18 protein-coding genes are annotated in these 20,402 nt (G+C 58.2%); 5 read left to right on the forward strand and 13 right to left on the reverse strand.

The window, feature by feature from the left end; translation table 11 throughout:
• Positions 1 to 78: 78 nt before the first annotated feature.
• Entirely contained in the window at positions 79 to 1,518 is a 1,440-nt protein-coding gene (locus FZF01_RS17320) for a glyceraldehyde-3-phosphate dehydrogenase (protein WP_150276761.1), read from the reverse strand.
• A 152-nt stretch (positions 1,519 to 1,670) separates the two neighbouring features.
• On the opposite strand from FZF01_RS17320, the gene mfd reads away from it, so the two are divergent.
• Both mfd and FZF01_RS17330 read left to right on the forward strand, forming a co-directional pair.
• Positions 1,671 to 5,165, forward strand: a complete 3,495-nt coding sequence (gene mfd / locus FZF01_RS17325) for a transcription-repair coupling factor (RefSeq protein ID WP_150276760.1) — start codon at positions 1,671 to 1,673, stop codon at positions 5,163 to 5,165.
• On the forward strand, positions 5,162 to 5,740 hold the full coding sequence (locus FZF01_RS17330; protein ID WP_150276759.1) for a CsiV family protein: 579 nt from the start codon (positions 5,162 to 5,164) through the stop codon (positions 5,738 to 5,740). Before mfd ends, FZF01_RS17330 begins: the two co-directional genes overlap by 4 nt.
• 11 nt (positions 5,741 to 5,751) lie before the next feature.
• On the opposite strand, the gene FZF01_RS17335 is transcribed toward FZF01_RS17330, so the two are convergent.
• From FZF01_RS17335 to FZF01_RS17355, 5 genes are all read right to left on the reverse strand, one after another.
• Positions 5,752 to 6,492, reverse strand: a complete 741-nt coding sequence (locus FZF01_RS17335; RefSeq protein WP_150276758.1) for an S-methyl-5'-thioinosine phosphorylase — start codon at positions 6,490 to 6,492, stop codon at positions 5,752 to 5,754.
• Positions 6,489 to 7,637, reverse strand: coding sequence for a mechanosensitive ion channel family protein (locus tag FZF01_RS17340; RefSeq protein ID WP_150276757.1), 1,149 nt, complete (start codon positions 7,635 to 7,637; stop codon positions 6,489 to 6,491). The genes FZF01_RS17335 and FZF01_RS17340 overlap by 4 nt, the downstream gene beginning before the upstream one ends.
• Positions 7,634 to 8,644: a beta-N-acetylhexosaminidase gene (nagZ, locus tag FZF01_RS17345; protein ID WP_150277096.1), complete on the reverse strand. Its 1,011-nt coding sequence runs from the start codon at positions 8,642 to 8,644 to the stop codon at positions 7,634 to 7,636. Before nagZ ends, FZF01_RS17340 begins: the two co-directional genes overlap by 4 nt.
• A 32-nt stretch (positions 8,645 to 8,676) precedes the next feature.
• A complete protein-coding gene (locus FZF01_RS17350) occupies positions 8,677 to 9,195 on the reverse strand; it encodes a L,D-transpeptidase (RefSeq protein ID WP_150276756.1) in 519 nt (172 codons plus the stop codon).
• 129 nt (positions 9,196 to 9,324) lie between these two features.
• On the reverse strand, positions 9,325 to 10,014 hold the full coding sequence (locus tag FZF01_RS17355) for a TetR/AcrR family transcriptional regulator (protein ID WP_150276755.1): 690 nt from the start codon (positions 10,012 to 10,014) through the stop codon (positions 9,325 to 9,327).
• A gap of 167 nt (positions 10,015 to 10,181) precedes the next feature.
• Here FZF01_RS17355 and lexA point away from each other — a divergent pair, with 167 nt between their 5' ends.
• Both lexA and sulA read left to right on the forward strand, forming a co-directional pair.
• Positions 10,182 to 10,790 (forward strand): transcriptional repressor LexA, encoded by a 609-nt coding sequence (gene lexA, locus FZF01_RS17360; RefSeq protein ID WP_150276754.1) that lies wholly within the window; start codon positions 10,182 to 10,184, stop codon positions 10,788 to 10,790.
• Positions 10,791 to 10,801: 11 nt separating this feature from the next.
• Positions 10,802 to 11,326 (forward strand): SOS-induced cell division inhibitor SulA, encoded by a 525-nt coding sequence (gene sulA, locus FZF01_RS17365; protein ID WP_150276753.1) that lies wholly within the window; start codon positions 10,802 to 10,804, stop codon positions 11,324 to 11,326.
• Positions 11,327 to 11,401: 75 nt separating this feature from the next.
• On the opposite strand, the gene FZF01_RS17370 is transcribed toward sulA, so the two are convergent.
• From FZF01_RS17370 to FZF01_RS17400, 7 genes are all read right to left on the reverse strand, one after another.
• The gene (locus tag FZF01_RS17370; protein ID WP_150276752.1) at positions 11,402 to 11,638 is read right to left on the reverse strand and encodes a hypothetical protein; all 237 of its coding nucleotides are present in this window, start codon (positions 11,636 to 11,638) and stop codon (positions 11,402 to 11,404) included.
• Between the two features lie 63 nt (positions 11,639 to 11,701).
• The gene (locus FZF01_RS17375; protein ID WP_150276751.1) at positions 11,702 to 12,211 is read right to left on the reverse strand and encodes a DUF6586 family protein; all 510 of its coding nucleotides are present in this window, start codon (positions 12,209 to 12,211) and stop codon (positions 11,702 to 11,704) included.
• A 10-nt stretch (positions 12,212 to 12,221) separates the two neighbouring features.
• The gene (gene topA / locus FZF01_RS17380; RefSeq protein WP_150276750.1) at positions 12,222 to 14,846 is read right to left on the reverse strand and encodes a type I DNA topoisomerase; all 2,625 of its coding nucleotides are present in this window, start codon (positions 14,844 to 14,846) and stop codon (positions 12,222 to 12,224) included.
• Positions 14,847 to 14,950: 104 nt separating this feature from the next.
• Positions 14,951 to 15,169, reverse strand: coding sequence for a DUF1653 domain-containing protein (locus tag FZF01_RS17385; protein ID WP_150276749.1), 219 nt, complete (start codon positions 15,167 to 15,169; stop codon positions 14,951 to 14,953).
• A 505-nt stretch (positions 15,170 to 15,674) separates the two neighbouring features.
• Positions 15,675 to 16,850 (reverse strand): acetyl-CoA C-acyltransferase FadA, encoded by a 1,176-nt coding sequence (gene fadA, locus FZF01_RS17390; RefSeq protein WP_150276748.1) that lies wholly within the window; start codon positions 16,848 to 16,850, stop codon positions 15,675 to 15,677.
• A 30-nt stretch (positions 16,851 to 16,880) separates the two neighbouring features.
• Entirely contained in the window at positions 16,881 to 19,028 is a 2,148-nt protein-coding gene (gene fadB, locus FZF01_RS17395; protein WP_150276747.1) for a fatty acid oxidation complex subunit alpha FadB, read from the reverse strand.
• A gap of 314 nt (positions 19,029 to 19,342) precedes the next feature.
• On the reverse strand, positions 19,343 to 19,780 hold the full coding sequence (locus tag FZF01_RS17400) for a hypothetical protein (protein WP_150276746.1): 438 nt from the start codon (positions 19,778 to 19,780) through the stop codon (positions 19,343 to 19,345).
• A gap of 114 nt (positions 19,781 to 19,894) precedes the next feature.
• Here FZF01_RS17400 and FZF01_RS17405 point away from each other — a divergent pair, with 114 nt between their 5' ends.
• Positions 19,895 to 20,338, forward strand: a complete 444-nt coding sequence (locus FZF01_RS17405) for a universal stress protein (protein WP_150276745.1) — start codon at positions 19,895 to 19,897, stop codon at positions 20,336 to 20,338.
• The last annotated feature ends 64 nt before the right edge of the window (positions 20,339 to 20,402 follow it).

A 20,402-nucleotide genomic window follows, 5' to 3' on the forward strand; every position in this document is an offset into this window, starting at 1 on the left:
TGGATCAATAGTTCAAAAAAAAGGCGCCAGAGGCGCCTTTTTTATTACTCACTACCTGCACAAGCAAGCAGTGTCTGCTCAGACCGGGAAAGCCGGGGGATTGACGTTCGCCAGATCTTCCAGAATCCGCACAACCTGACAGCTGTAACCAAACTCGTTGTCATACCAGACGTAGAGAATCAGACGATTGTCATTGCAGATGGTAGCCTCGGCATCCACCACACCGGCATGGCGTGAACCCACGAAATCACTGGAAACCACTTCCTGGGAATTGGTGAAATCGATTTGCTTGTGCAGGTCAGAATGCAGCGCCATGTAACGCAGGTATTCATTGACCTCATCACGATCAGTTGCCTTCTCAAGGTTAAGATTGAGAATGGCCATGGACACGTTGGGCGTAGGTACACGAATCGCGTTACCACTCAGCTTGCCGCCCAGCTCCGGCAACGCCTTGGCAACTGCCTTGGCAGCACCCGTTTCAGTGATGACCATGTTCAGTGCAGCGCTGCGACCACGACGGTTGCCCTTGTGGAAGTTGTCGATCAGGTTCTGGTCGTTGGTGTAGGAGTGAACAGTCTCCACATGACCGTTGACGATCCCGTACTTGTCGTTGATCGCCTTGAGAACTGGGACAATAGCGTTGGTGGTACAGGACGCAGCAGAAATGATCTTGTCGTCCGGCGAAATCGTCGCATGATTGATGCCGTGAACGATGTTCTTCAGGTCACCCTTGCCCGGAGCGGTAAGAACTACCTGAGATGCGCCCGGGCACTTCAGGTGCTGGGACAGACCCTCGGCATCACGCCATACGCCAGTATTGTCTACGACAATGGCGTCTTCTATACCGTACTGGGTGTAATCGACTTCGCTGGGGTTACTCGCATAGATCACCTGGATGATCATGCCGTTAGCCGTCAGGGTGTTGTTTTCCTCATCCACCTTGATCGTGCCCTGAAAGGAACCGTGCACCGAATCGCGACGCAGCAGACTGGCACGCTTGGCCAGATCATTAACTGCACCCTTGCGCACAACAATGGCGCGCAGACGCAGGCCGTCGCCCACACCTATCTTCTCGACCATGATGCGCGCCAACAACCGACCGATACGTCCGAAGCCGTAAAGCACAACATCACGGCCCTGGCGGCGCTCGCCCTTGTGCCCGATCACATCAGCCAGCTCTGTGCGCAGGAAAGCGTCCAGATCATCCCCACCTTCACGGCGGAACTTATCAACCAGGCGGGCCAGATCGATCGAGGCAGGACCCAGGTTCAGATCCAGCAGAGCCTTGATCAGCGGGAAGGTGTCATGTACTGACAGCTCGGTATCGTCGATCTGACGCGCAAAGCGGTGGGACTTGAGGATACTGATAACAGAACGATTCACCAGCCCCCGACCATAGATCGAGGTGACCACGTTGTGCTCGCGGTACAGACGGCCGATCAGCGGAATCATCGCTTCGGCGGTGGATTCACGATCCGTCCAGTTTTCCAGACATTGGTCATATTGGGCTTGAGTCACGTCTTTTCCTTCCAGGTCATGGGCTCTAAAGGGCCGATATTATGCTTTTGTTCTGGCACCGAGGCAATGATTCCGGGAAAAGCGCTGTAACCGCGGCATAGTCATGCGTACACAGGTACACTTGGCGTTTTTTACAGATGGACAGTCAACGCATGCCTGCGAACAAAACCATTCTTGCCTCTGCCGATGCACTCGCCGGCCATGGCAAGACGGCCTGGGGCAACCTGACCGGAGCCGCCAGGGCGCTAGCCATAGCCGAGGGCGCCCTGCTGCACCCGGGCCTGAGTCTGGTCATAACCACTGATACGGCCATGGCCGATCAACTGGAACGGGAGCTGCGGTTCTTCGCTCCAGATCTGCCCGTGCTCAGCTTCCCGGACTGGGAAACTCTACCCTATGACCGTTTTTCGCCGCACCAGGACATCATTTCCCAGCGCCTGAAGACGCTTTACCAGCTACCGTCGGTCACCCAGGGCATTCTTGTTGTGCCCATGACGACCTTATTGCACCGCATCGCGCCACGCTCCTTCCTCGGCGGCTCGGTGCTCATGCTCGAGCTGGGCCAGCAGCTGGATATGGACAAGATGCGCCTGAATCTGGACGCGGCCGGCTATCGATGCGTCGATACGGTATACGAGCATGGCGACTACGCCGTGCGCGGCGCGCTGCTGGATCTGTATCCGATGGGCAGCCGCCTGCCCCTGCGCATCGACCTGTTTGACGATGAAATCGAGACCCTGCGCACCTTCGACCCAGAGACCCAGCGTTCGATCGACAAGGTCGAGCGGGTCCATCTGTTACCCGCCAAGGAATTTCCGCTGGACAAGGCAGCCCTGACCGGCTTCCGCGCCCGCTTTCGTGAGCGCTTCGACGTCGACTACCGACGCTGCCCGGTGTATCAGGATCTGAGCGAGGGGCTGGTGCCAGCAGGGGTGGAATACTACCTGCCGCTGTTTTTTGAAGAACTGCAAAGCCTGTTTGATTATCTGCCAGACAATACCCTGCTGTTCAGTCTGCCTGGCATCGAGGGCAGCGCCGAACACTTCTGGACCGACGTACGTAACCGCTATCAGGAGCAGAGCGTCGACAAGACACGTCCGCTGCTCTCACCGGCGGAGCTGTTTCTCAGCGTCGAGGACTGTTTCGCGCTGATCAAGCGCTTTCCACGGATTGTCTGTCACCAGGAATCCATCGGGCCCGCCGCCGGTAACATTCACTTCAGCTGCCAGCCGCCGCCTGAGCTGCCAATAGACAATCGGCTGGATCAGCCCCTTGCAGCCCTTGAATCCTTTGCCAGCTCTTTTGAAGGGCGAATTCTGTACGTCGTGGAAAGCGCCGGACGCCGTGAGGCGATGCTCGACCTGCTGGCACGCATCGAGGTCAAGCCGGGCACGGTGGAAAGCTGGCCAGAGTTTCTCGCCAGCACTGCGCCGCACTCGATCATGGTGGCAACCATTGACCAGGGCATGCTCTGCGGCTCGCCCGCCATCGCACTGATTGCCGAGAATCAGCTGTTTGGCCAGCGCGTCATGCAGCGCCGGCGTCGCGGCAAGGCCACCGACCTGGGCGATGCGGTCATTCGCAATCTGACCGAGCTCCGCGAAGGGTCACCGGTGGTGCATATCGACCACGGCGTCGGCCGCTTCCTGGGCCTGGTCAATCTGACCGTTGAAGACCAGCAGGCCGAATTCCTCACCCTGGAATACGCCGACGAAGCCAAGCTCTATGTCCCGGTAGCCAACCTGCACCTGATCGCCCGCTACACCGGTGGCGAGGACGAACACGCCCCGCTACACCGCCTGGGCTCGGAACAATGGCAAAAAGCCAAGCGCAAGGCGGCCGAAAAGGTCCGCGACGTGGCTGCCGAACTGCTTGATGTCTACGCCCGCCGAGGTGCCCGCAAGGGCTTCAGTTTCAGTGCACCGGAACGCGACTATCAGGCGTTCGCCGATGCCTTCCCGTTCGAGGAAACCGCCGATCAGGAAGCAGCCATCGAAGCGGTAATCAGCGATATGGTCAAGTCACAGCCGATGGACCGGCTTGTGTGCGGCGATGTCGGCTTCGGCAAGACCGAAGTCGCCATGCGCGCAGCTTTCCTGGCGGTACACGGTGGCAAGCAGGTTGCGGTACTAGTACCCACCACCCTGCTCGCTCAGCAGCACTACAACAGCTTTCGCGACCGCTTTGCTGACTGGCCGGTCAAGGTCGAGGTCATGTCGCGCTTCAAGTCCACCAAGGAAATCAAGTCTGCCATCGGCGAACTCGCCGAGGGCAAGGTGGATATCATGATCGGTACCCACAAACTGCTGCAGGGCGACATCCAGTTTCAAAACCTGGGACTGATGATCATCGACGAAGAACACCGCTTCGGCGTCCGCCAGAAAGAACAGCTCAAAGCCCTGCGCAGTGAAGTGGATGTGCTCACGCTAACCGCCACACCCATTCCGCGCACCCTGAATATGGCCATGTCGGGCATGCGGGAGCTGTCGATTATCGCCACGCCACCGGCACGCCGATTGTCCGTGCGCACCTTCGTCATGCAGCAACAGGCGCCGGTGCTCAAGGAAGCCATCCTGCGTGAGCTGCTCCGCGGTGGGCAGGTCTACTTCCTGCACAACGAGGTGCAGACCATCGAGAAATGCGCCGCAGACCTGGCTGAACTGGTGCCCGAAGCGCGCATCGGTATCAGCCACGGACAGATGCCCGAACGCGCGCTGGAACAGGTGATGGGCGACTTCTATCACCGGCGGTTCAACGTGTTGGTGACCACCACCATCATCGAAACCGGTATCGACGTACCCAACGCCAACACCATCATTATCGAGCGGGCCGACAAATTCGGCCTGGCTCAGCTGCACCAGCTACGCGGTCGTGTCGGCCGCAGCCACCACCAGGCTTACGCCTACCTGCTCACGCCCCACGGCAAGAAGCTGACCAGCGACGCCGAAAAGCGTCTGGAAGCGATTGCCGCAGCCCAGGAACTGGGAGCCGGATTCACCCTGGCCACCCATGACCTGGAAATCCGCGGCGCCGGCGAACTGCTGGGCGACGGCCAGAGCGGTCAGATCCAGGCCATCGGCTTTACCCTGTACATGGACATGCTCGATCGGGCTATCAAGGCAATCAAGTCGGGCAACCAACCGTCCCTGGATCAGCCTCTGGGAGGCGGGCCGGATATCAACCTGCGTCTACCGGCTCTGATCCCGGATGACTACCTGCCAGACGTGCACAGCCGCCTGATTCTCTACAAGCGCATAGCCAATGCCACCGATGACGAGGCTTTGAAGGATCTGCAGGTGGAGATGATCGACCGGTTCGGCCTCTTGCCTGAGGCAGCCAAGACGCTGTTCCGCGTTACGTCCCTGAAATTGCGCTGCACTCCTCTGGGAATCAGCAAAATAGATGTCGGGCCCGAGCATGGCCGTCTCGAATTTGCCAGCAACACCCAGGTTGACCCGATGACGCTGGTCAAACTGATCCAGGATCAGCCCAATCGGTATAAACTTGAGGGTGCTACCCTGTTCCGCTTCAGTGCGCCCATGGGAGCATCGGATCTGCGCCTGAATACGGTTGAGGCACTGATTGACCGTCTGGAAGCACCACCGCAGCAATCCCAGCCATCCAAAGGGAAAGGAAAACGTTCATGAACTCCGTTATTCGCACTCTGCAGCTGCCCGCACTCGTCGCTATCTCTGTTCTGGCAAGCACCGTCCAGGCCCAGGATGCGGGCACCTACCAGGTCGAGGCCATTGTGTTCGCCCAACCCTCAGCCCCGATCAGCGGCAACCGTGCCCCCGACTACAACTGGGCCAATGACGCTGTGATGCTCGAAGATACCGCCCGCAGTGATGTGCGCAAACTGGACGTAACCCAGCTTCGCATGGACAGGGAGGCGGACAAGCTCGCGGCCAATGGCTACCGAATACTCATGCATCAGGCCTGGATCCAGCCGGCTGACAGTAACCTGAAGGTAGCGATACACCAGGGGGAAACGCTGGGCGAGCATTATCCCGTCGAAGCGGTGCTTGGTCTGGAGCGCGCCGAGGAATCAATGGCGCTCGAGGTAAAGGCTTGGCGGCACACTGGCACTCGCAGCCAGGATGGCCAGGCCGACAGTATTGTCAGCGAGAAACTGCACCAGTCCCGTCGCTTGCGTCTGAACGAGGTGCATTATCTCGACCACCAGAGCATGGGCATGCTGGTCCGGGTTAACAGTCGCTAAAGGAACTTGGCTCAGGCGCCGGCGACCATCGCATTGATGACAGCCCGCGCCTGCTCCATGCCGCTCTCCATCACTTTTTCGATATCTGCCATGGTGATCACGCCCTTGCCCTTGCCTGCAGCGGGATTGACTACCAGTGACAGACTGGCATAGGGCAACTGCAGCTCTCGGGCCAGCGCCGCCTCAGGCATTCCAGTCATGCCGACTATGTCACAGCCGTCGCGCTCCAGCAGACTGATCTCCGCCGCAGTTTCCAGCCGGGGGCCCTGAGTCGCTGCGTAGACACCATAGGCACTGTGCGCCACGCCGACTCGCGCCAGCACGCCAATCAGCCGCTGACGCAGGCCCTCATCATAGGGATGGGTAAAGTCGATATGCGTGACCTCATCCAGATCGTCCTCAAAAAAAGTGCTGTGCCGGCCCCAGGTGTAATCGATCAACTGATGGGGTACGCAAAAATGCCCTACTCCCATGGCCGGATGAATGCCGCCGACCGCGTTGACTGCCAGTATTTCATCAGCGCCCGCCTCCTTGAGAGCCCATAGATTGGCCCGATAATTGACCCGATGGGGCGGTATACGATGAGGGTCCCCATGGCGCGCCATGAAGAACACTTCCCGGCCGGCCATGAGACCCTTGATGACGGGCGCCGAAGCAGTACCGAAGGGCGTTTCCGAACTGGCTTCACCGGTACGCTTGAGGCCAGGTAGTCGGGTCAGACCAGTACCGCCAATAATGGCCAGGGCGTTCATGAACCCACCTGCGGCGGGTTACCCGCCTGGTTGGCAGACGGAGGCTCGACTTCACCGCTACGCAGCGTCAGCCCGTCAGGCACATGCAGGGTCGATGTGGGGAACGCCACCTGCGCCCCGTGCTCGGACACAATAGCCAGAATCTTCAACAATACATCCTCCTTCACCCGGTGAAATTCAGCCCACACAGGACTGGTAAAACAATAGATGAAAAAATCCACAGACGAGGCCGCACACCGGTCGAAATAGACCATCTGGGTCACATCCTGGGCGATATCCGGATGCTCCTTGAGCATCTCGCGGACAGCCTTGACGATGGGCTCCATGTGCTGGATGTCGTCATAACGGATACCGATATGCTCGAATATGCGCCTATGCGTCATTCGCGACGGGTTCTGCAGAACGACGTTGGTAAAAATCGCATTCGGCACATAAATAGGGCGTTTATCGAAGGTCCGTATGCGTGTCAGACGCCAGCCGATATGCTCGACCGTGCCTTCAATCTCCTTGTCCGGCGAACGTACCCACTCGCCCACCGAGAAAGGCCTGTCAAGGTAGACCATCAAACCACCAAAAAAGTTTGCCAACAGATCCTTGGCGGCAAAACCCACCGCGATACCGCCGATGCCACCGAAGGCAAGCACGCCACCAATGCTGTACCCCAGCGTCTGCAATATGACCAGACCGCAGGTGATAACTACCGAAATACGCAACAACTTGCCAATAGCGCTGACAGTAGTCTGATCCATGGGCTTTTGCAGATAACGGGAATCAACCAGGCGCTCCTCGACTCGACTCGCCAGACGCAGCAGAAACCAGGCGAGCAAACCTATCAGCAGCACGCTCTGGACACTCTCGAGCACGTCCGCAAAGTCTTCGTCCATCTCCAATGCCGTTATCCGCGCCGCCCACAACAGTCCCATACTCCATATGAGTACCCAAAGCGGCCGGCGCAGCGCGATTACCAGCGCGTCATCCCAGACGTTCGGACTGATCGTGGCACGGGCTTCCAGTCGGTCGAGTATCAGCTTGCCCACGTAGGCCAATATCAGCGACGCGAACACGATGGCAAAAACCTTGTAGACCCAGAGCTGCCCGGCCAGCGGCAGGTTGTCCAGAGGCAGATTGTCGATCAAGTCATTCATGCATGCTCCCCAAGCAATCCCACTTCGCGCAACAGGTGAAGCGCGGAAGACCACTGTGGGTCAGCTTTATAGTCAATACCCGGCTGGCGGCGTGCAAGCATGGCTGCCAGATGCTCTGGGGGATTCAGGCCGATCTGCTGGCAATGCGTCAGAGCCTCCTCGGCCGCACCACGATCATTGCATACCAACAGCATGTCGCAACCCGATGACAATGCAGCGTCAACTCGCTGGGTAATGCCACCTACAACATGGGCGCCCGCCATGGTCAGGTCGTCGCTGAAGATCACCCCGCTGAAGCCCAGTTCGCTGCGCAGAATGTCCTGCAGCCAGCGTCGGGAAAAGCCAGCCGGCTGCTCATCGATCGCCGGATACACCACATGGGCCGGCATAATGCCATCCAGCAATGCGGCAAGATCCCTGAAAGGCACAAGGTCGCTTGCGCGGATCTGCGTTTCGCTGCGCTCATCAACCGGCAAATCCGTATGGGAGTCTGCTTCCGCCCAGCCGTGGCCAGGAAAATGTTTACCGGTCGCCGCCATCCCTGCTGTGTGCAAACCCTCTATATAAGCTCGGCCGAGATTGGCCACCTGCTCGGGGTCACCCCCAAGGGAACGGTCACCGATAACATCACTGCGGCCATGATCCAGATCGAGAACCGGTGCAAAACTGATATCGATACCGCAGGCGAGCATCTCGGTAGCCATTACCCAGGCAGCACTTCTCGCCGCCGCCTCAGCCTGGCCCATATCCCCGGAGCTGGCCAGGGCTGCAATACGGCGCAACGCCGGCAAGCGTTCGACGCCATTGCGCAGGCGCTGTACCCGTCCACCCTCCTGGTCTATTGCGATCAGCATATCAGGTCGCACGGCCCTGATTGACTGCACCAGTTCACGAACCTGATGCGGTGATTCGGTATTGCGAGCGAACAGAATGATACCGCCCACCTCGGGCTGTCTGAGCAAATGGCGATCAGCCGCATCAAGCCAGGTACCGGCCACATCAAGCATCAGGGTGCCTTGTTTCAACAGTGTTACTCCGTTCAAGTCTTTGCGGGCATGAGCAGATCTAAAGCCTGCTCGTGAATTTCAACGCGGCAGCCTACTGGCGTGAGATCGAATAGCACAAGCATGTCGCTGTTACGTAAGCGCACACAGCCATGGGATAGCGCCACACCCATAGGTTGGTCGTCAGGGGTACCGTGCAGGTATATATAGCGGCGCTGGGAATCCTGCCTGCCGCCTCGATTGAATCCCGACTCCTCGCCACACAGCCACAATATCCGGGTAAGAATCCAGTCGCGCTGTGGGTGCTGCCGGGCGAGTTCATGGGACCAGATCTCACCCGTCGGACGACGACCGATATACACCGAGGCCAAGGGCTGGCCTTCACCGATCCGTGCCCTGACCCGATGCACGCCCCGCGGAGTACATCCGGACCCGTCCTGCTCCCCTGCACCCTTGAGCGCAGTGGAAACAGGATAATCGCACACCTGCATCCCGCCGCTGAGCCCGATAAGGCGCTGGGAAGCCAGTGAGACGAGGATCAGATCCAGCGACATAGCCACCTCCGTTAAAAGTGCTCACACGATAACGGATCAGCCCGCGCTAGGAAACCGGCGCAGAGGGGAAACCAAAGCCAGCAGGCAATAGTACTGCTGACTCACAGACACAATAGCGATCGGGGAATATCAGACTGGTTCGGGGACGGACCGGGTTTGGGTCCCGGCGGTTATGGACGGCATGACGCTCTCTGCGCGCATGCCCGCCGCGAGAAACGGCACCATCAGCTTGAGCACCTGATCAATACCTGTCTGAGTGTCGAATTCCGCTTCGGCAATCGCGCGCAGCGCTTTCATGCTCGACATCGTGAACGCAGCGCTACCCAGCATGAAGTGCACCCGCCAGAAAAGCTCGGTTGGCGGCAATTGCGGAGCCGCAGTAAACACCAACTGCATGTAACGCTGAAACACCTTGCCATAAACCTCTGCAAGATACTTGCGCAGATGACCCTGACTCTGACTGAAGGCCAGCCCCAGCAGGCGCATGAAAATCGCCAGATCGTTGCCGCTGCGCGGCTTCACGGTCAGTGCCTGTCTCACCAGCATCTCGAGCAACTGTTCCAGGGTAAGCTGAGAAGCACTGCCCTGCTGCTGATGACGGTCGAGTTCCTGCTCCAGGCTGCTGACAAAGGGATTCAGAAAACGCACGAATACCGCCTGAATCAAGGCCTTCTTGGAACCAAAGTGATAATTTACCGCCGCCAGATTCACCCCCGCCTTGCTGGTGATCAGGCGCAACGATGTCTCTGCAAAACCTTTCTCGGCGAAGAGTTGCTCGGCTGCATCAAGAATGCGTTCGACAGTATCAGACTGGGCCATGGGCGATTCCGCTAGTAAACATTTGTTTCAAACATACGTTTCAAACGCATTCAGTGTCAAGCAGCCAAAACGAAACCAGGTCATTGACAGAATTGAGACTGCCCCTTGCCCTCCACTAACAACTGTATATAATCACAGTTACTGTATATACAAACAGGTAGAGCCGGATGCAGAAACTGACCGCCAGACAACAACAGATCCTTGCCTTCATCAAGGAGTACATGGATGCCAACGGCTATCCCCCTACCCGTGTAGACATAGCTCGGGTACTCGGATTCAAATCGCCCAACGCGGCGGAAGATCATCTGCGCGCCCTGGCCCGTAAAGGGGCAATTGAAATGATTCCGGGTGCGTCCCGGGGCATACGTCTACCCGAACAGGATATCGATACCCCCGAGGGGCGGCTACCCGTCATCGGCAGGGTAGCAGCAGGCGCGCCGGTGCTGGCACTGGAAAATATCGAGGATCACTGCCAGATAGACCCGGGGTTTTTCCATCCCCGGGCCGATTACCTGCTTCGGGTGCAGGGTCTGAGTATGCGCGACGTCGGCATTCTTGACGGCGATCTGCTGGCAGTTCATCGCACCGCCGTTGCCCGTAACGGGCAGATCGTGGTTGCCCGCATTGGCGATGAAGTTACCGTGAAACGCTTTCAGAAACAGGGCCGCAAGGTTCTGCTTCACGCAGAAAACCCGGATTTTGCACCGATAGAAGTTGATCTGGGTGAAGAGGAACTGACCATCGAAGGCTTGAGTGTCGGCGTAATACGCCGCTAGAGGGGTTCAATATGCTGTATTCCCACGACCATCACCGATCAATCAGTACCGCCGTACAACCGGAGCTCTTTCATAATGCTCTGATGGCGTCCCGCTACGCACTTCCGTCAAAGCCGGCGCTGGCCAGCACGCGACCGACGCGCCACGCCGAGCCCGAAGACGCCTTCAGCGAGATCCGCCTCAATGGCGCTCCCAGGCAGTGCCTGCAATGGCTGGCACCAGTCCTGCGCGATCTAAGCCAGGCCGATGCACCTGGTTGGCTGACACTGCTTGACCCCCCCGAAACGGTAAGCCACCAGTGGCTGCGTAACGCGGGGCTCAATCCGGAACGGATACTGATCGTCAGATGCAAACCGGGAATGGACAGCCTTGAACTCTGTTGTGAATTACTCAGCCTCGGCTGTAGTCATACTGTGGTGAGTTGGCTGGCAACAGACGGTCAGAGTGGGCGTGCAAGTCAGCAGTTACGCCTGGCCGCTGGCAAAGGTCGCTGTCAGAGTCTGAATGTATGTCTGGATAGCTGTCTGGCGGCGTAAAAGCGCTGAGCGAAGTAGCAAACGGGGGTTGTGAATAGCACCTCAACCCCCTTCAAGCATCACAAGGGCGTGCGCCTAGTGCAGGATACGGCCTTCCGAATAGGGCTCACCCTCTTCCATCACCTGACCGGCAACCTGCATACCAGCGCTGATCATTGCCTTGGCAACTTCGATGTAATGGCCCTGCAGGAAGTCCTGAGCGTCAGCAGAAAACTCGATGACCACCAGGGGCTCGGCTTCTTCATTGGAGCGGCGCAGAGCTACTTTGCCATTTTCCAGCTCTACTATCTCCAGAAACGATGAAGAGGACATGTCGGGTCTCCTGTTGATTGGCCGCGCAGCTTAACACAATGCTGCGAGCAATCGCAGGGACTGCTACCACTCCACCATCCCTTCACGGTAGCAGCCAACGCGCTCGGTCAGAGCGGTGTGAGCTTCACGTGCATCGACCAGAGACCAATCAACCGATGCCTTGACTGCGCTGACCGCAATCAGGTCATCGGCAGGCGCCTTGGCCTCCTCTGGTCGCGGCGGTAGATTCAGGATATCCCACCCTTTCAGCAGCCGCCCCAGCCAGGTGTCCGATGCCTTGGCCAGCTCGCTCAGTTCAGCCAGTTCAGGCCCTGGGAAACGCTCAACGGTCTGCGGGTCGAGCATCATGTCCAGCGAGCGAACCTCCAACAACGGCCAGCGATAGCGGTCAGCAACTTCATGGGCAACCGCCAGTACGGCACGATGCAGATGAAACAACGCATGCTCGCGGTGGTAGCGCGTCATAGTGAAGGCAGACAGCGCATCCGAGGTTTCAGCCTCGGACCAAGACTCGATCGCCAGGCGGGCAAAATACAAAGCCTGGTTGGTACGGGTATAGACTTCATTGGCCATGGGTCAACCCTCAGCTCTTGGCTTTCGGCCGCTTGTCATCCTCGACCCAGCGCTTGCCGTCATGATAGGCGCGCCATCCATTGGGCTTGCCGTCGACTTCACTCTGAACATATTGCTCTTTGGTCTTGCGGCTGTAACGAATAACCGTCGGCACGCCGTCCGGATCCGCTACCGGCGCCTCCAGCAGGAAATGATACTTGGGATCGATTTCCTTGCGATGCGGTAGCAATTCCTTCACCAATGGCGCGCGGGTTTCGCGGTTCTTCGGAAACTGGCTGGCGGCCAGGAACATGCCCGAAGCGCCATCGCGCAGCACGTACACGTCATCGACCTTTTCACAGGCCAGCTCGGGCATGGGCACCGGATCCATCTTCGGCGGCGCAGCCTCGCCATTTCTCAGCAATTTGCGGGTGTTCTTGCATTCGCTATTGGTACAGCCAAAGTATTTGCCGAAACGACCCGTCTTGAGCTGCATCTCGCTGCCGCACTTATCGCAATCCAACCTTGGACCATCATAACCCTTGATCTTGAAAGCACCTTCTTCAATTTCGAAACCGGGGCAGTCGGGATTGTTACCGCATACGTGCAGCTTGTGCTGCTCGTCTACCAGGTAGCTGTCCATCGCGGTGCTGCACACCGGGCACCGACGCTTGTTACGCAGTACACGGGACTCACCCTCTTCATCATCGGCGGCCACTTCGTTACCAGGCACCAGATTCACGGTCGCCTTGCAGCGTTCCTTTGGCGGCAATGCATAGCCCGAACAACCCAGGAACACACCGGTTGACGCGGTGCGAATCATCATCGGCCGGCCGCAGTCCTTGCACTTGATGTCTGTCAGGGTCGGCTCGTTGGAGCGCATGCCCTTGCCTTCCTCGGCCGACTCGGCGGCACTCAGCTTGAGGCTGAAGTCAGCATAGAAATTATCCAGAACCTTTTTCCAGACCACGCCGCCCTGGGCCACTTCGTCCAGGGACTCCTCCATGGTCGCGGTAAAGCTGTAGTCCATCAGATTGGGAAAACTTTCTGCCAGGCGCTCGGTAACAATGTCACCCATCTTCTCGGCATAGAACCGGCGGTTATTCTGAGAGACGTAACCCCGATCCTGAATGGTCGAAATAATGGACGCATAGGTAGAGGGCCGGCCGATGCCGCGCTTCTCCAGCTCCTTGACCAGATTGGCTTCGGAGTAGCGCGCTGGCGGCTTGGTGAAGTGCTGTTTGGGATCGAGCTTCTGCAGCGCCAGCTTGTCCTTGACCTTCATGTCGGGCAGCACTTCGTCCTCGCCACCCTTGCCCTGGGTCGGCATTACCCGGGTATAGCCGTCGAACTTGAGGATGCGACCCTTGGCGCGCAACTCGAAATCCCCGGCTTCAACGGTGATCAGCGTGGACAGATACTGGGCGGGCACCATCTGGCAGGCCAGAAACTGACGCCAGATAAGCTCGTAAAGCCGCTCAGCGTCTTTTTCCATACTCTTGAGATCGCCGGTCTTGAGTTTGACGTCCGACGGCCTGATCGCTTCGTGGGCTTCCTGAGCGCCTTCCTTGCTGCTGTACATGTTGGGCTTTTCAGGCAGGTATTTCTCGCCGAAATTGGTTTCGATATAGCCGCGCGCCATGGCAATCGCATCGGCGGAGAGGTTAGTCGAGTCCGTACGCATGTAGGTGATGTAGCCCGCTTCATACAAGCGCTGAGCCATCATCATGGTCTTCTTCACGCCGAAGCCCAGGCGCGTACTCGCCGCCTGCTGCAGCGTAGAGGTAATAAAAGGTGCGCTGGGCTTGGAGCTGGTCGGCTTGTCTTCACGCTTGGCAACGCTGTAGTCAGCGTCTTTGAGCACCTTCAGGGCGGCATCGGTCTCAGCCTTGTTGACCGGGCGGAAGTTGCTGCCGTTGTGCTTGGCGACTTCAAAACGCACCGAATCGCTCTGCGGTGTATCCAGCAATGCGTGAATTTCCCAGAACTCTTCAGGTATGAACGCGCGAATCTCACGCTCGCGATCCACAATGAGCTTCACTGCCACCGACTGAACACGACCGGCCGACAGGCCACGGGCTATCTTCTGCCAGAGCAAAGGCGAGACCATATAGCCCACGACGCGATCCAGAAAGCGCCGCGCTTGCTGGGCATTGACGCGGTTGATGTCCAGCTCGCCGGGCTTGGCAAACGCACCTTGAATGGCTTTCTTGGTGATTTCGTTGAACACCACACGCTTGTAGCGGCTTTCATCACCACCAATGGATTCGCGCAGGTGCCAGGCAATAGCTTCCCCTTCGCGGTCCAAGTCCGTCGCGAGATAGATGGCGTCGGCGTCCTTGGCCAGGCGACGAAGCTCTTCTACGACCTTCTCCTTGCCCGGCAGGATCTCGTAGTGCGCCTTCCAGCCATTCTCGGGGTCGACGCCCATGCGCTTGACCAGCTGCATGCGTGCCTTGGTTTTCTTGTCTACCTCGGGAGCGGCAGAAGCTGCCTTGCGGCCGCCCTTGGCTTTGGTCTCGGTCTTGCCGCTGCCACTGGTGGGCAAATCGCGTATGTGACCAATGCTCGACTTGACGATGAAGTCGTTGCCAAGATACTTGTTGATCGTCTTCGCCTTGGCGGGAGACTCAACAATGACCAGTGCTTTTCCCATGGGTAACTGTATTCCTAGCTCTATCGAATCTGGATGTCCTGTCGGACATGGAGTAATGCGCCGCGGCGTCTGGAAGCTCGCACAGACCCACGGAGGGCCAGAGCCTACACGTCTTCGCTGATAAAGGTAAAGCGTGGCGTAGGCTCGCCGTCAAGCACGACGTTGCCCGTAAACATGTCCAGGGGCCGCACCCACAGATCAAAATCCCCATATAACGTGCGGTACACCACCAGGGATTCTTCTGTCTCCGAGTGTGTCGCCACACCCACGACCTGGTAATCCTTTCCTTTATAGTGGCGGTAGAGTCCTGGCTTTAGTGACATGTCGTGTTCCTTGTTTGCTTATGACTTGGCTCGGCGGCTTATAGGTTAGCGTAGAGTGTGGAGTCGATACTGATTCTGCATCTTATGTGCTCGGCACAGCGCCCCAAAGGCCTTTGCGCGACACGCTACTAGCCATCCCTGGGGCTCGTCGTCGCACGTCCCTGTGCTCCGACGGTCGCGCAAAGGCCTTCGGGGCGCTGCGCTGATACTGACTCGGATCCTGGACCAACGAACGAACCCAAAGAACGGGTTCCGTGCAGGAGGCTCGATTTAAGTTGGCGCCGGCGACCAAGGGCCTGTGTGAGTGCCGTCGATGGCCAGGGACGGCCATCGACGAGCCCCATGGATGGCTTGTAGCGTGCCGAACACAGGCCCTTGGTCGTCGGCGCCGCACACAGAGCTCAAACAATCAGCAGTCCAGCAACCGCACCGAGCTACCAAACTTGCAACCCACAAACAAAAACCGGGGCACTAGGCCCCGGTTTCTGGTCACACCACAACCGTATCAGACACGCTCGAATACGGTAGTGATGCCTTGCCCCAGACCAATACACATGGTCGAGACACCAACAGTGCCGCCATTCTGCTTCATCACGTTCAGCAGAGTGCCGGAGATGCGGGCGCCGGAGCAGCCGAAGGGGTGACCCAGTGCGATCGCGCCGCCGTGCAGGTTGACCTTGGCTTCCATCTGGTCCAGCAGTTTGAGGTCTTTCAACACAGGCAGGGCCTGGGCAGCAAAGGCTTCGTTCAGCTCGACAAAATCGACGTTATCCATGGTCATGCCAGCGCGCTTGAGCGCCTTGTGGGTAGCCGGGACCGGACCGTAGCCCATGATCGCCGGATCAACACCAGCAACAGCCATTGAACGGATAACCGCCATCGGCTCAAGACCCAAGGCCTTGGCGCGCTCGGCAGACATCACGATCATGCAGGAAGCACCGTCAGTGATCTGCGAAGAAGAACCGGCTGTCACGGTACCGCCCTTGGGATTGAACGCCGGCCGCAGGGCCGCCAGGCTTTCCAGGGTAGTCTCGGGACGGATGGTCTCGTCTTCAGTGAACACTTTCAGGAAACCGTCAGCATCGTGGCCGTGCATCGGGATGATCTCATCCTTGAAGCCACCATTGAGGGTTGCCTTGTGCGCCAACTGGTGCGAACGCAGGGCGAACTGGTCCTGCTGCTCGCGGCTGATACCGTGCATCTTGCCCAGCATTTCCGCAGTCAGACCCATCATGCCGGACGCCTTGGCAGCGTACAGGGACAGGGTCGGGTTTGGATCAACACCGTGCATCATGCTCAGGTGGCCCATGTGCTCCACACCACCTACCACGAACACATCACCGTTACCGGTCTGGATCGCCTGGGCAGCAGTGTGCAGCGCGCTCATGGAAGAACCACACAGACGGCTCACGGTTTGCGCGGAGCTGGTGTGCGGGATCGGCGTCAGCAGGGAGATCATGCGGGCAACGTTCCAGCCCTGCTCCAGGGTCTGGTTTACACAGCCCCAGATCACATCTTCCACTTCTGCGGGATCAATTTTCGGGTTACGTGCCAGCAGACCGGTGATCAGGTCGGCGGACAGGTTCTCGGCACGAACATTACGGTACATGCCACCCTTGGAACGGCCCATCGGGGTGCGGCCGAAGTCGACAATAACGACGTCTCTCGGATTCAGGCTCATAGATTCACTCTCGCTCTGTGCGTTCCGCGGTTAACCGAAGAATTTCTTGCCGTTCTTGGCCATTTCACGCAACTTTTCAGTCGGCGCGTACATGGGACCAAACTCGGCATACTTGTCAGCAATGGCCACAAACTCGGCCACACCCAGGGTGTCGATATAGCGCAGCGCACCACCACGGAAGGGCGGGAAGCCGATACCGTAGATCAGACCCATGTCGGCGTCGGCAGCACTTTCAACGATGCCGTCTTCCAGGCAGCGAACGGTCTCAAGGCACAGCGGAACCATCATGATCTCAATGATTTCCTCGTCAGTGAACTCACGGTTCTCCTGAACCACTGGCTTGATCAGCTCGTAGGACTGCGGATCGACAACCTTCTTCGGCTTGCCCTTCTTGTCCATCTCGTACGCGTAGAAGCCCTTGCCGGTCTTCTGACCCAGGCGACCTTCGTCATACATGACGTCAGCGGCGGTGCGCACGTTATCAGCCATGCGATCGGGATAGCCTTCAGCCATCACATCACGACCGTGGTGCCCGGTGTCCAGGCCTACAACGTCAAGCAGGTAAGCCGGGCCCATGGGCCAGCCAAACTTTTCCATGACCTTGTCGACGCGCTGGAAGTCGGCGCCCATGTTTACCAGGCGAGCAAAGCCGCCGAAGTATGGGAACAGTACGCGGTTGACCAGGAAGCCGGGGCAGTCGTTGACGACAACCGGGGTCTTGCCCATTTTCTTGGCGTAGGCAACGGTAGTGGCAATCGCCTTCTCGCTGGACTTCTCGCCACGGATAACTTCAACCAGGGGCATCATGTGCACGGGGTTGAAGAAGTGCATGCCGCAGAAGTTTTCCGGACGCTTGAGCGCCTGGGCAAGATAGGTGATGGAGATGGTCGAAGTGTTGGAAGCGATAATCGCGTCCTCACGTACATGACCTTCCACCTCAGCCAGCACAGCGTGCTTGACCTTGGGATTCTCGACAACGGCCTCAACGACGATATCGACGTTGCCAAAATCACCGTAGGACATGGTCGGACGGATCGCATTCAGTGCCTTGGCCATCTGGTCAGGCTTCAAGCGGCCCTTGGCAACGCGGCTACCCAGCAGCTTGGACGCTTCGTCCAGACCCAGCTGAATACCTTCCTCGCGGATATCCTTCATCAGGATAGGCGTGCCTTTGACGGCAGACTGGTAAGCAATACCGCCACCCATGATGCCTGCGCCCAGTACAGCGGCCAGCTTCACGTCTGCAGCTTGCTTGTCATACTGCTTGGCCTTGGCTTTCAGTGCCTGATCGTTCAGGAACAGACCGACCAGTGCCTGGGCAACGGAGGTCTTGGCCAGCTTGGCAAAACCAGCGGCTTCGATTTCCAGTGCCTTTTCGCGGCCATGGGCAGCGGCTTTCTGGATGGTCTTGATCGCTTCAACCGGCGCCGGATAGTTCGGGCCAGCCTGACCAGCAACGAAACCTTTGGCAGTTTCGAACGCCATCATCTGCTCGATGGTGTTGAGCTTGATCTTTTCCAGCTTGGGCTGACGCTTGGCCATGTAGTCCAACTCGCCACTGATGGCACGCTTGACCAGATCCAGAGCACCTGCCTTGAGCTTGTCGTCGGCTACAACAGCGTCAACAGCACCCATTTTCAGGGCCTTGTCGGCACGGTTTTCAGTACCACCACAGATCCACTCGATGGCGTTATCGACACCGATCAGACGTGGAGTACGTACGGTACCGCCGAAGCCCGGGTAGATACCCAGTTTGACTTCAGGCAGGCCGACCTTGGCACTGGCGGCCATGACACGGTAGTCACAGGCCAGGCACATTTCGAAACCGCCACCCAGCGCCATGCCGTTAATGGCAGCAACGGTGGGGATTTTCAGGTCTTCAACGGCATTGAAGATCTTGTTGGCATCGAGGTTGCCGGCGACCAGATCTGCCTCGGGCAGTTGGAAGGTGTCAACGAACTCGTTGATGTCGGCACCGACAATGAACACGTCCTTGCCGCTGGTGACGATGAGGCCCTTGATGCTGCTATCGGACTGGATGGCCTCGACGGCAGCTTGCAGCTCCGCCAGGGTCGCACGATTGAACTTGTTGACAGACTCGCCCTGCAAATCGAACTTGAGCTCGACGATGCCGTCTTCAAGGGCTTGAACCGTGATGGCTTTACCTTCGTAAATCATCAACTGATCTCCACGCTGTGTAAGCACTTGAGAAAAAGCAATTCCGACGCTGCCCGCAGCGTTGGCTGAAGCAGCTCATCGGAGGATGCCATGATAGTTCCCGGGGCGTTTGCTCGGTGAGAATGCCGAACAATTCATACGCTCGTTTGATTCGGGTGCGCACACCTTCGTGCAAATCCGGGCTGTTGTCAATCTAAAGCAGACATGGGCGCGTCTTGCCCGGCTGTTAGAAATGAGCATATTTCATTTTTTTATCTTTTAAATTCAGATAATTAGCAGCTATACCTAGAACGGATCGAGACAAGGACCGGCGGTCAGCCCGCCTGCGACTGGCGTAAAGGAGCCAATGCGAGATCCAGCTGTTCAAGCGTAGCTATGGAATCCGGCTCGATCCAGAATACCAACACCGAGAAAGACTGACGGTCAATGCGTTGCACAGCCTGCGGCAATGTATCCAGTACCGCCAGCGCCAGCGCGTTGTCCGCAGAACCCAGTAACCAGCGCCAGCCTTGCCCATCCCGCTCGCAACTGAACTCCTGCTGTACTGAACAGCGCTCCAGTGACTGTCTATAGCCAACGCAATGTTCCAGCTGGGCACCAGCTGCCGTTTCAGGCTGCCGCTCCACTCTGTAGCCAAGCTTGCGCGCCGCTTCACGCAGACGCTGTATATGCAGCATACGCCCACGGGGCAACAGTTTGAGCAGGTTCGCAACCAGTATCGCAGCAACCACCGCCACTATTACCCAGGTCACAGGCGCGCGCCCGGCGCTGGGGCGGATATTGCGCTGTCGCCCAGAAGGCCGCTGCAGAGCTGGACTGCGCGAAAAAGACTGTTACTATCGGGCTGAAAAACAGGAGAAACCTGCATGCTCTATTCCCACGTATTGGTCGCCGTCGACCTGATCGATGAATGCCGCTCGGTAGCCGACCATGCCATGGCCCTTGCCAAGGCACTGGATGCCAAACTGACGCTCCTGCATGTGGTCGAGCCCCTCGCCATGGCCTATGGCGGTGATGTGCCCATGGACCTGTCTATGCTGCAACAGCAGCAATTCGACCAGGCCAGAGAGAGGATGCAGGCGTTTGCCGGCGACTATGGGCTTCCGGAAGACCGTTTGCAAATCGCCTTCGGCCATCCCCGCCACGAGATCCACCGGGTGTCGACAGAACAGAATTGTGACCTCATCGTCGTCGGCAGCCACGGCCGCCACGGTCTCGCGCTACTACTAGGCTCCACAGCCAACGACGTCCTGCACGGCGCGCCCTGTGATGTTATTGCTGTGCGGTTGGGTAAAAAAGAAAAGAAGTAACGGGACCGCCCCAACCCAACGCAATGTTCAACCCCGCTTTCTCAAAATCAAAATGGATCCCCGC

This window comes from Halopseudomonas salina (assembly GCF_008641105.1).

What these genes read in the sequence shown, in the direction of transcription:
- mfd (WP_150276760.1), top strand. Translation starts at nt 1,671, where the DNA reads ATGCCTGCGAACAAAACCATTCTTGCCTCTGCCGATGCACTCGCCGGC.
- FZF01_RS17330 (WP_150276759.1), top strand. Translation starts at nt 5,162, where the DNA reads ATGAACTCCGTTATTCGCACTCTGCAGCTGCCCGCACTCGTCGCTATC.
- FZF01_RS17335 (WP_150276758.1), bottom strand. Translation starts at nt 6,492, where the DNA reads ATGAACGCCCTGGCCATTATTGGCGGTACTGGTCTGACCCGACTACCT.
- FZF01_RS17340 (WP_150276757.1), bottom strand. Translation starts at nt 7,637, where the DNA reads ATGAATGACTTGATCGACAATCTGCCTCTGGACAACCTGCCGCTGGCC.
- nagZ (WP_150277096.1), bottom strand. Translation starts at nt 8,644, where the DNA reads ATGCTTGATGTGGCCGGTACCTGGCTTGATGCGGCTGATCGCCATTTG.
- FZF01_RS17350 (WP_150276756.1), bottom strand. Translation starts at nt 9,195, where the DNA reads ATGTCGCTGGATCTGATCCTCGTCTCACTGGCTTCCCAGCGCCTTATC.
- FZF01_RS17355 (WP_150276755.1), bottom strand. Translation starts at nt 10,014, where the DNA reads ATGGCCCAGTCTGATACTGTCGAACGCATTCTTGATGCAGCCGAGCAA.
- lexA (WP_150276754.1), top strand. Translation starts at nt 10,182, where the DNA reads ATGCAGAAACTGACCGCCAGACAACAACAGATCCTTGCCTTCATCAAG.
- sulA (WP_150276753.1), top strand. Translation starts at nt 10,802, where the DNA reads ATGCTGTATTCCCACGACCATCACCGATCAATCAGTACCGCCGTACAA.
- FZF01_RS17370 (WP_150276752.1), bottom strand. Translation starts at nt 11,638, where the DNA reads ATGTCCTCTTCATCGTTTCTGGAGATAGTAGAGCTGGAAAATGGCAAA.
- FZF01_RS17375 (WP_150276751.1), bottom strand. Translation starts at nt 12,211, where the DNA reads ATGGCCAATGAAGTCTATACCCGTACCAACCAGGCTTTGTATTTTGCC.
- topA (WP_150276750.1), bottom strand. Translation starts at nt 14,846, where the DNA reads ATGGGAAAAGCACTGGTCATTGTTGAGTCTCCCGCCAAGGCGAAGACG.
- FZF01_RS17385 (WP_150276749.1), bottom strand. Translation starts at nt 15,169, where the DNA reads ATGTCACTAAAGCCAGGACTCTACCGCCACTATAAAGGAAAGGATTAC.
- fadA (WP_150276748.1), bottom strand. Translation starts at nt 16,850, where the DNA reads ATGAGCCTGAATCCGAGAGACGTCGTTATTGTCGACTTCGGCCGCACC.
- fadB (WP_150276747.1), bottom strand. Translation starts at nt 19,028, where the DNA reads ATGATTTACGAAGGTAAAGCCATCACGGTTCAAGCCCTTGAAGACGGC.
- FZF01_RS17405 (WP_150276745.1), top strand. Translation starts at nt 19,895, where the DNA reads ATGCTCTATTCCCACGTATTGGTCGCCGTCGACCTGATCGATGAATGC.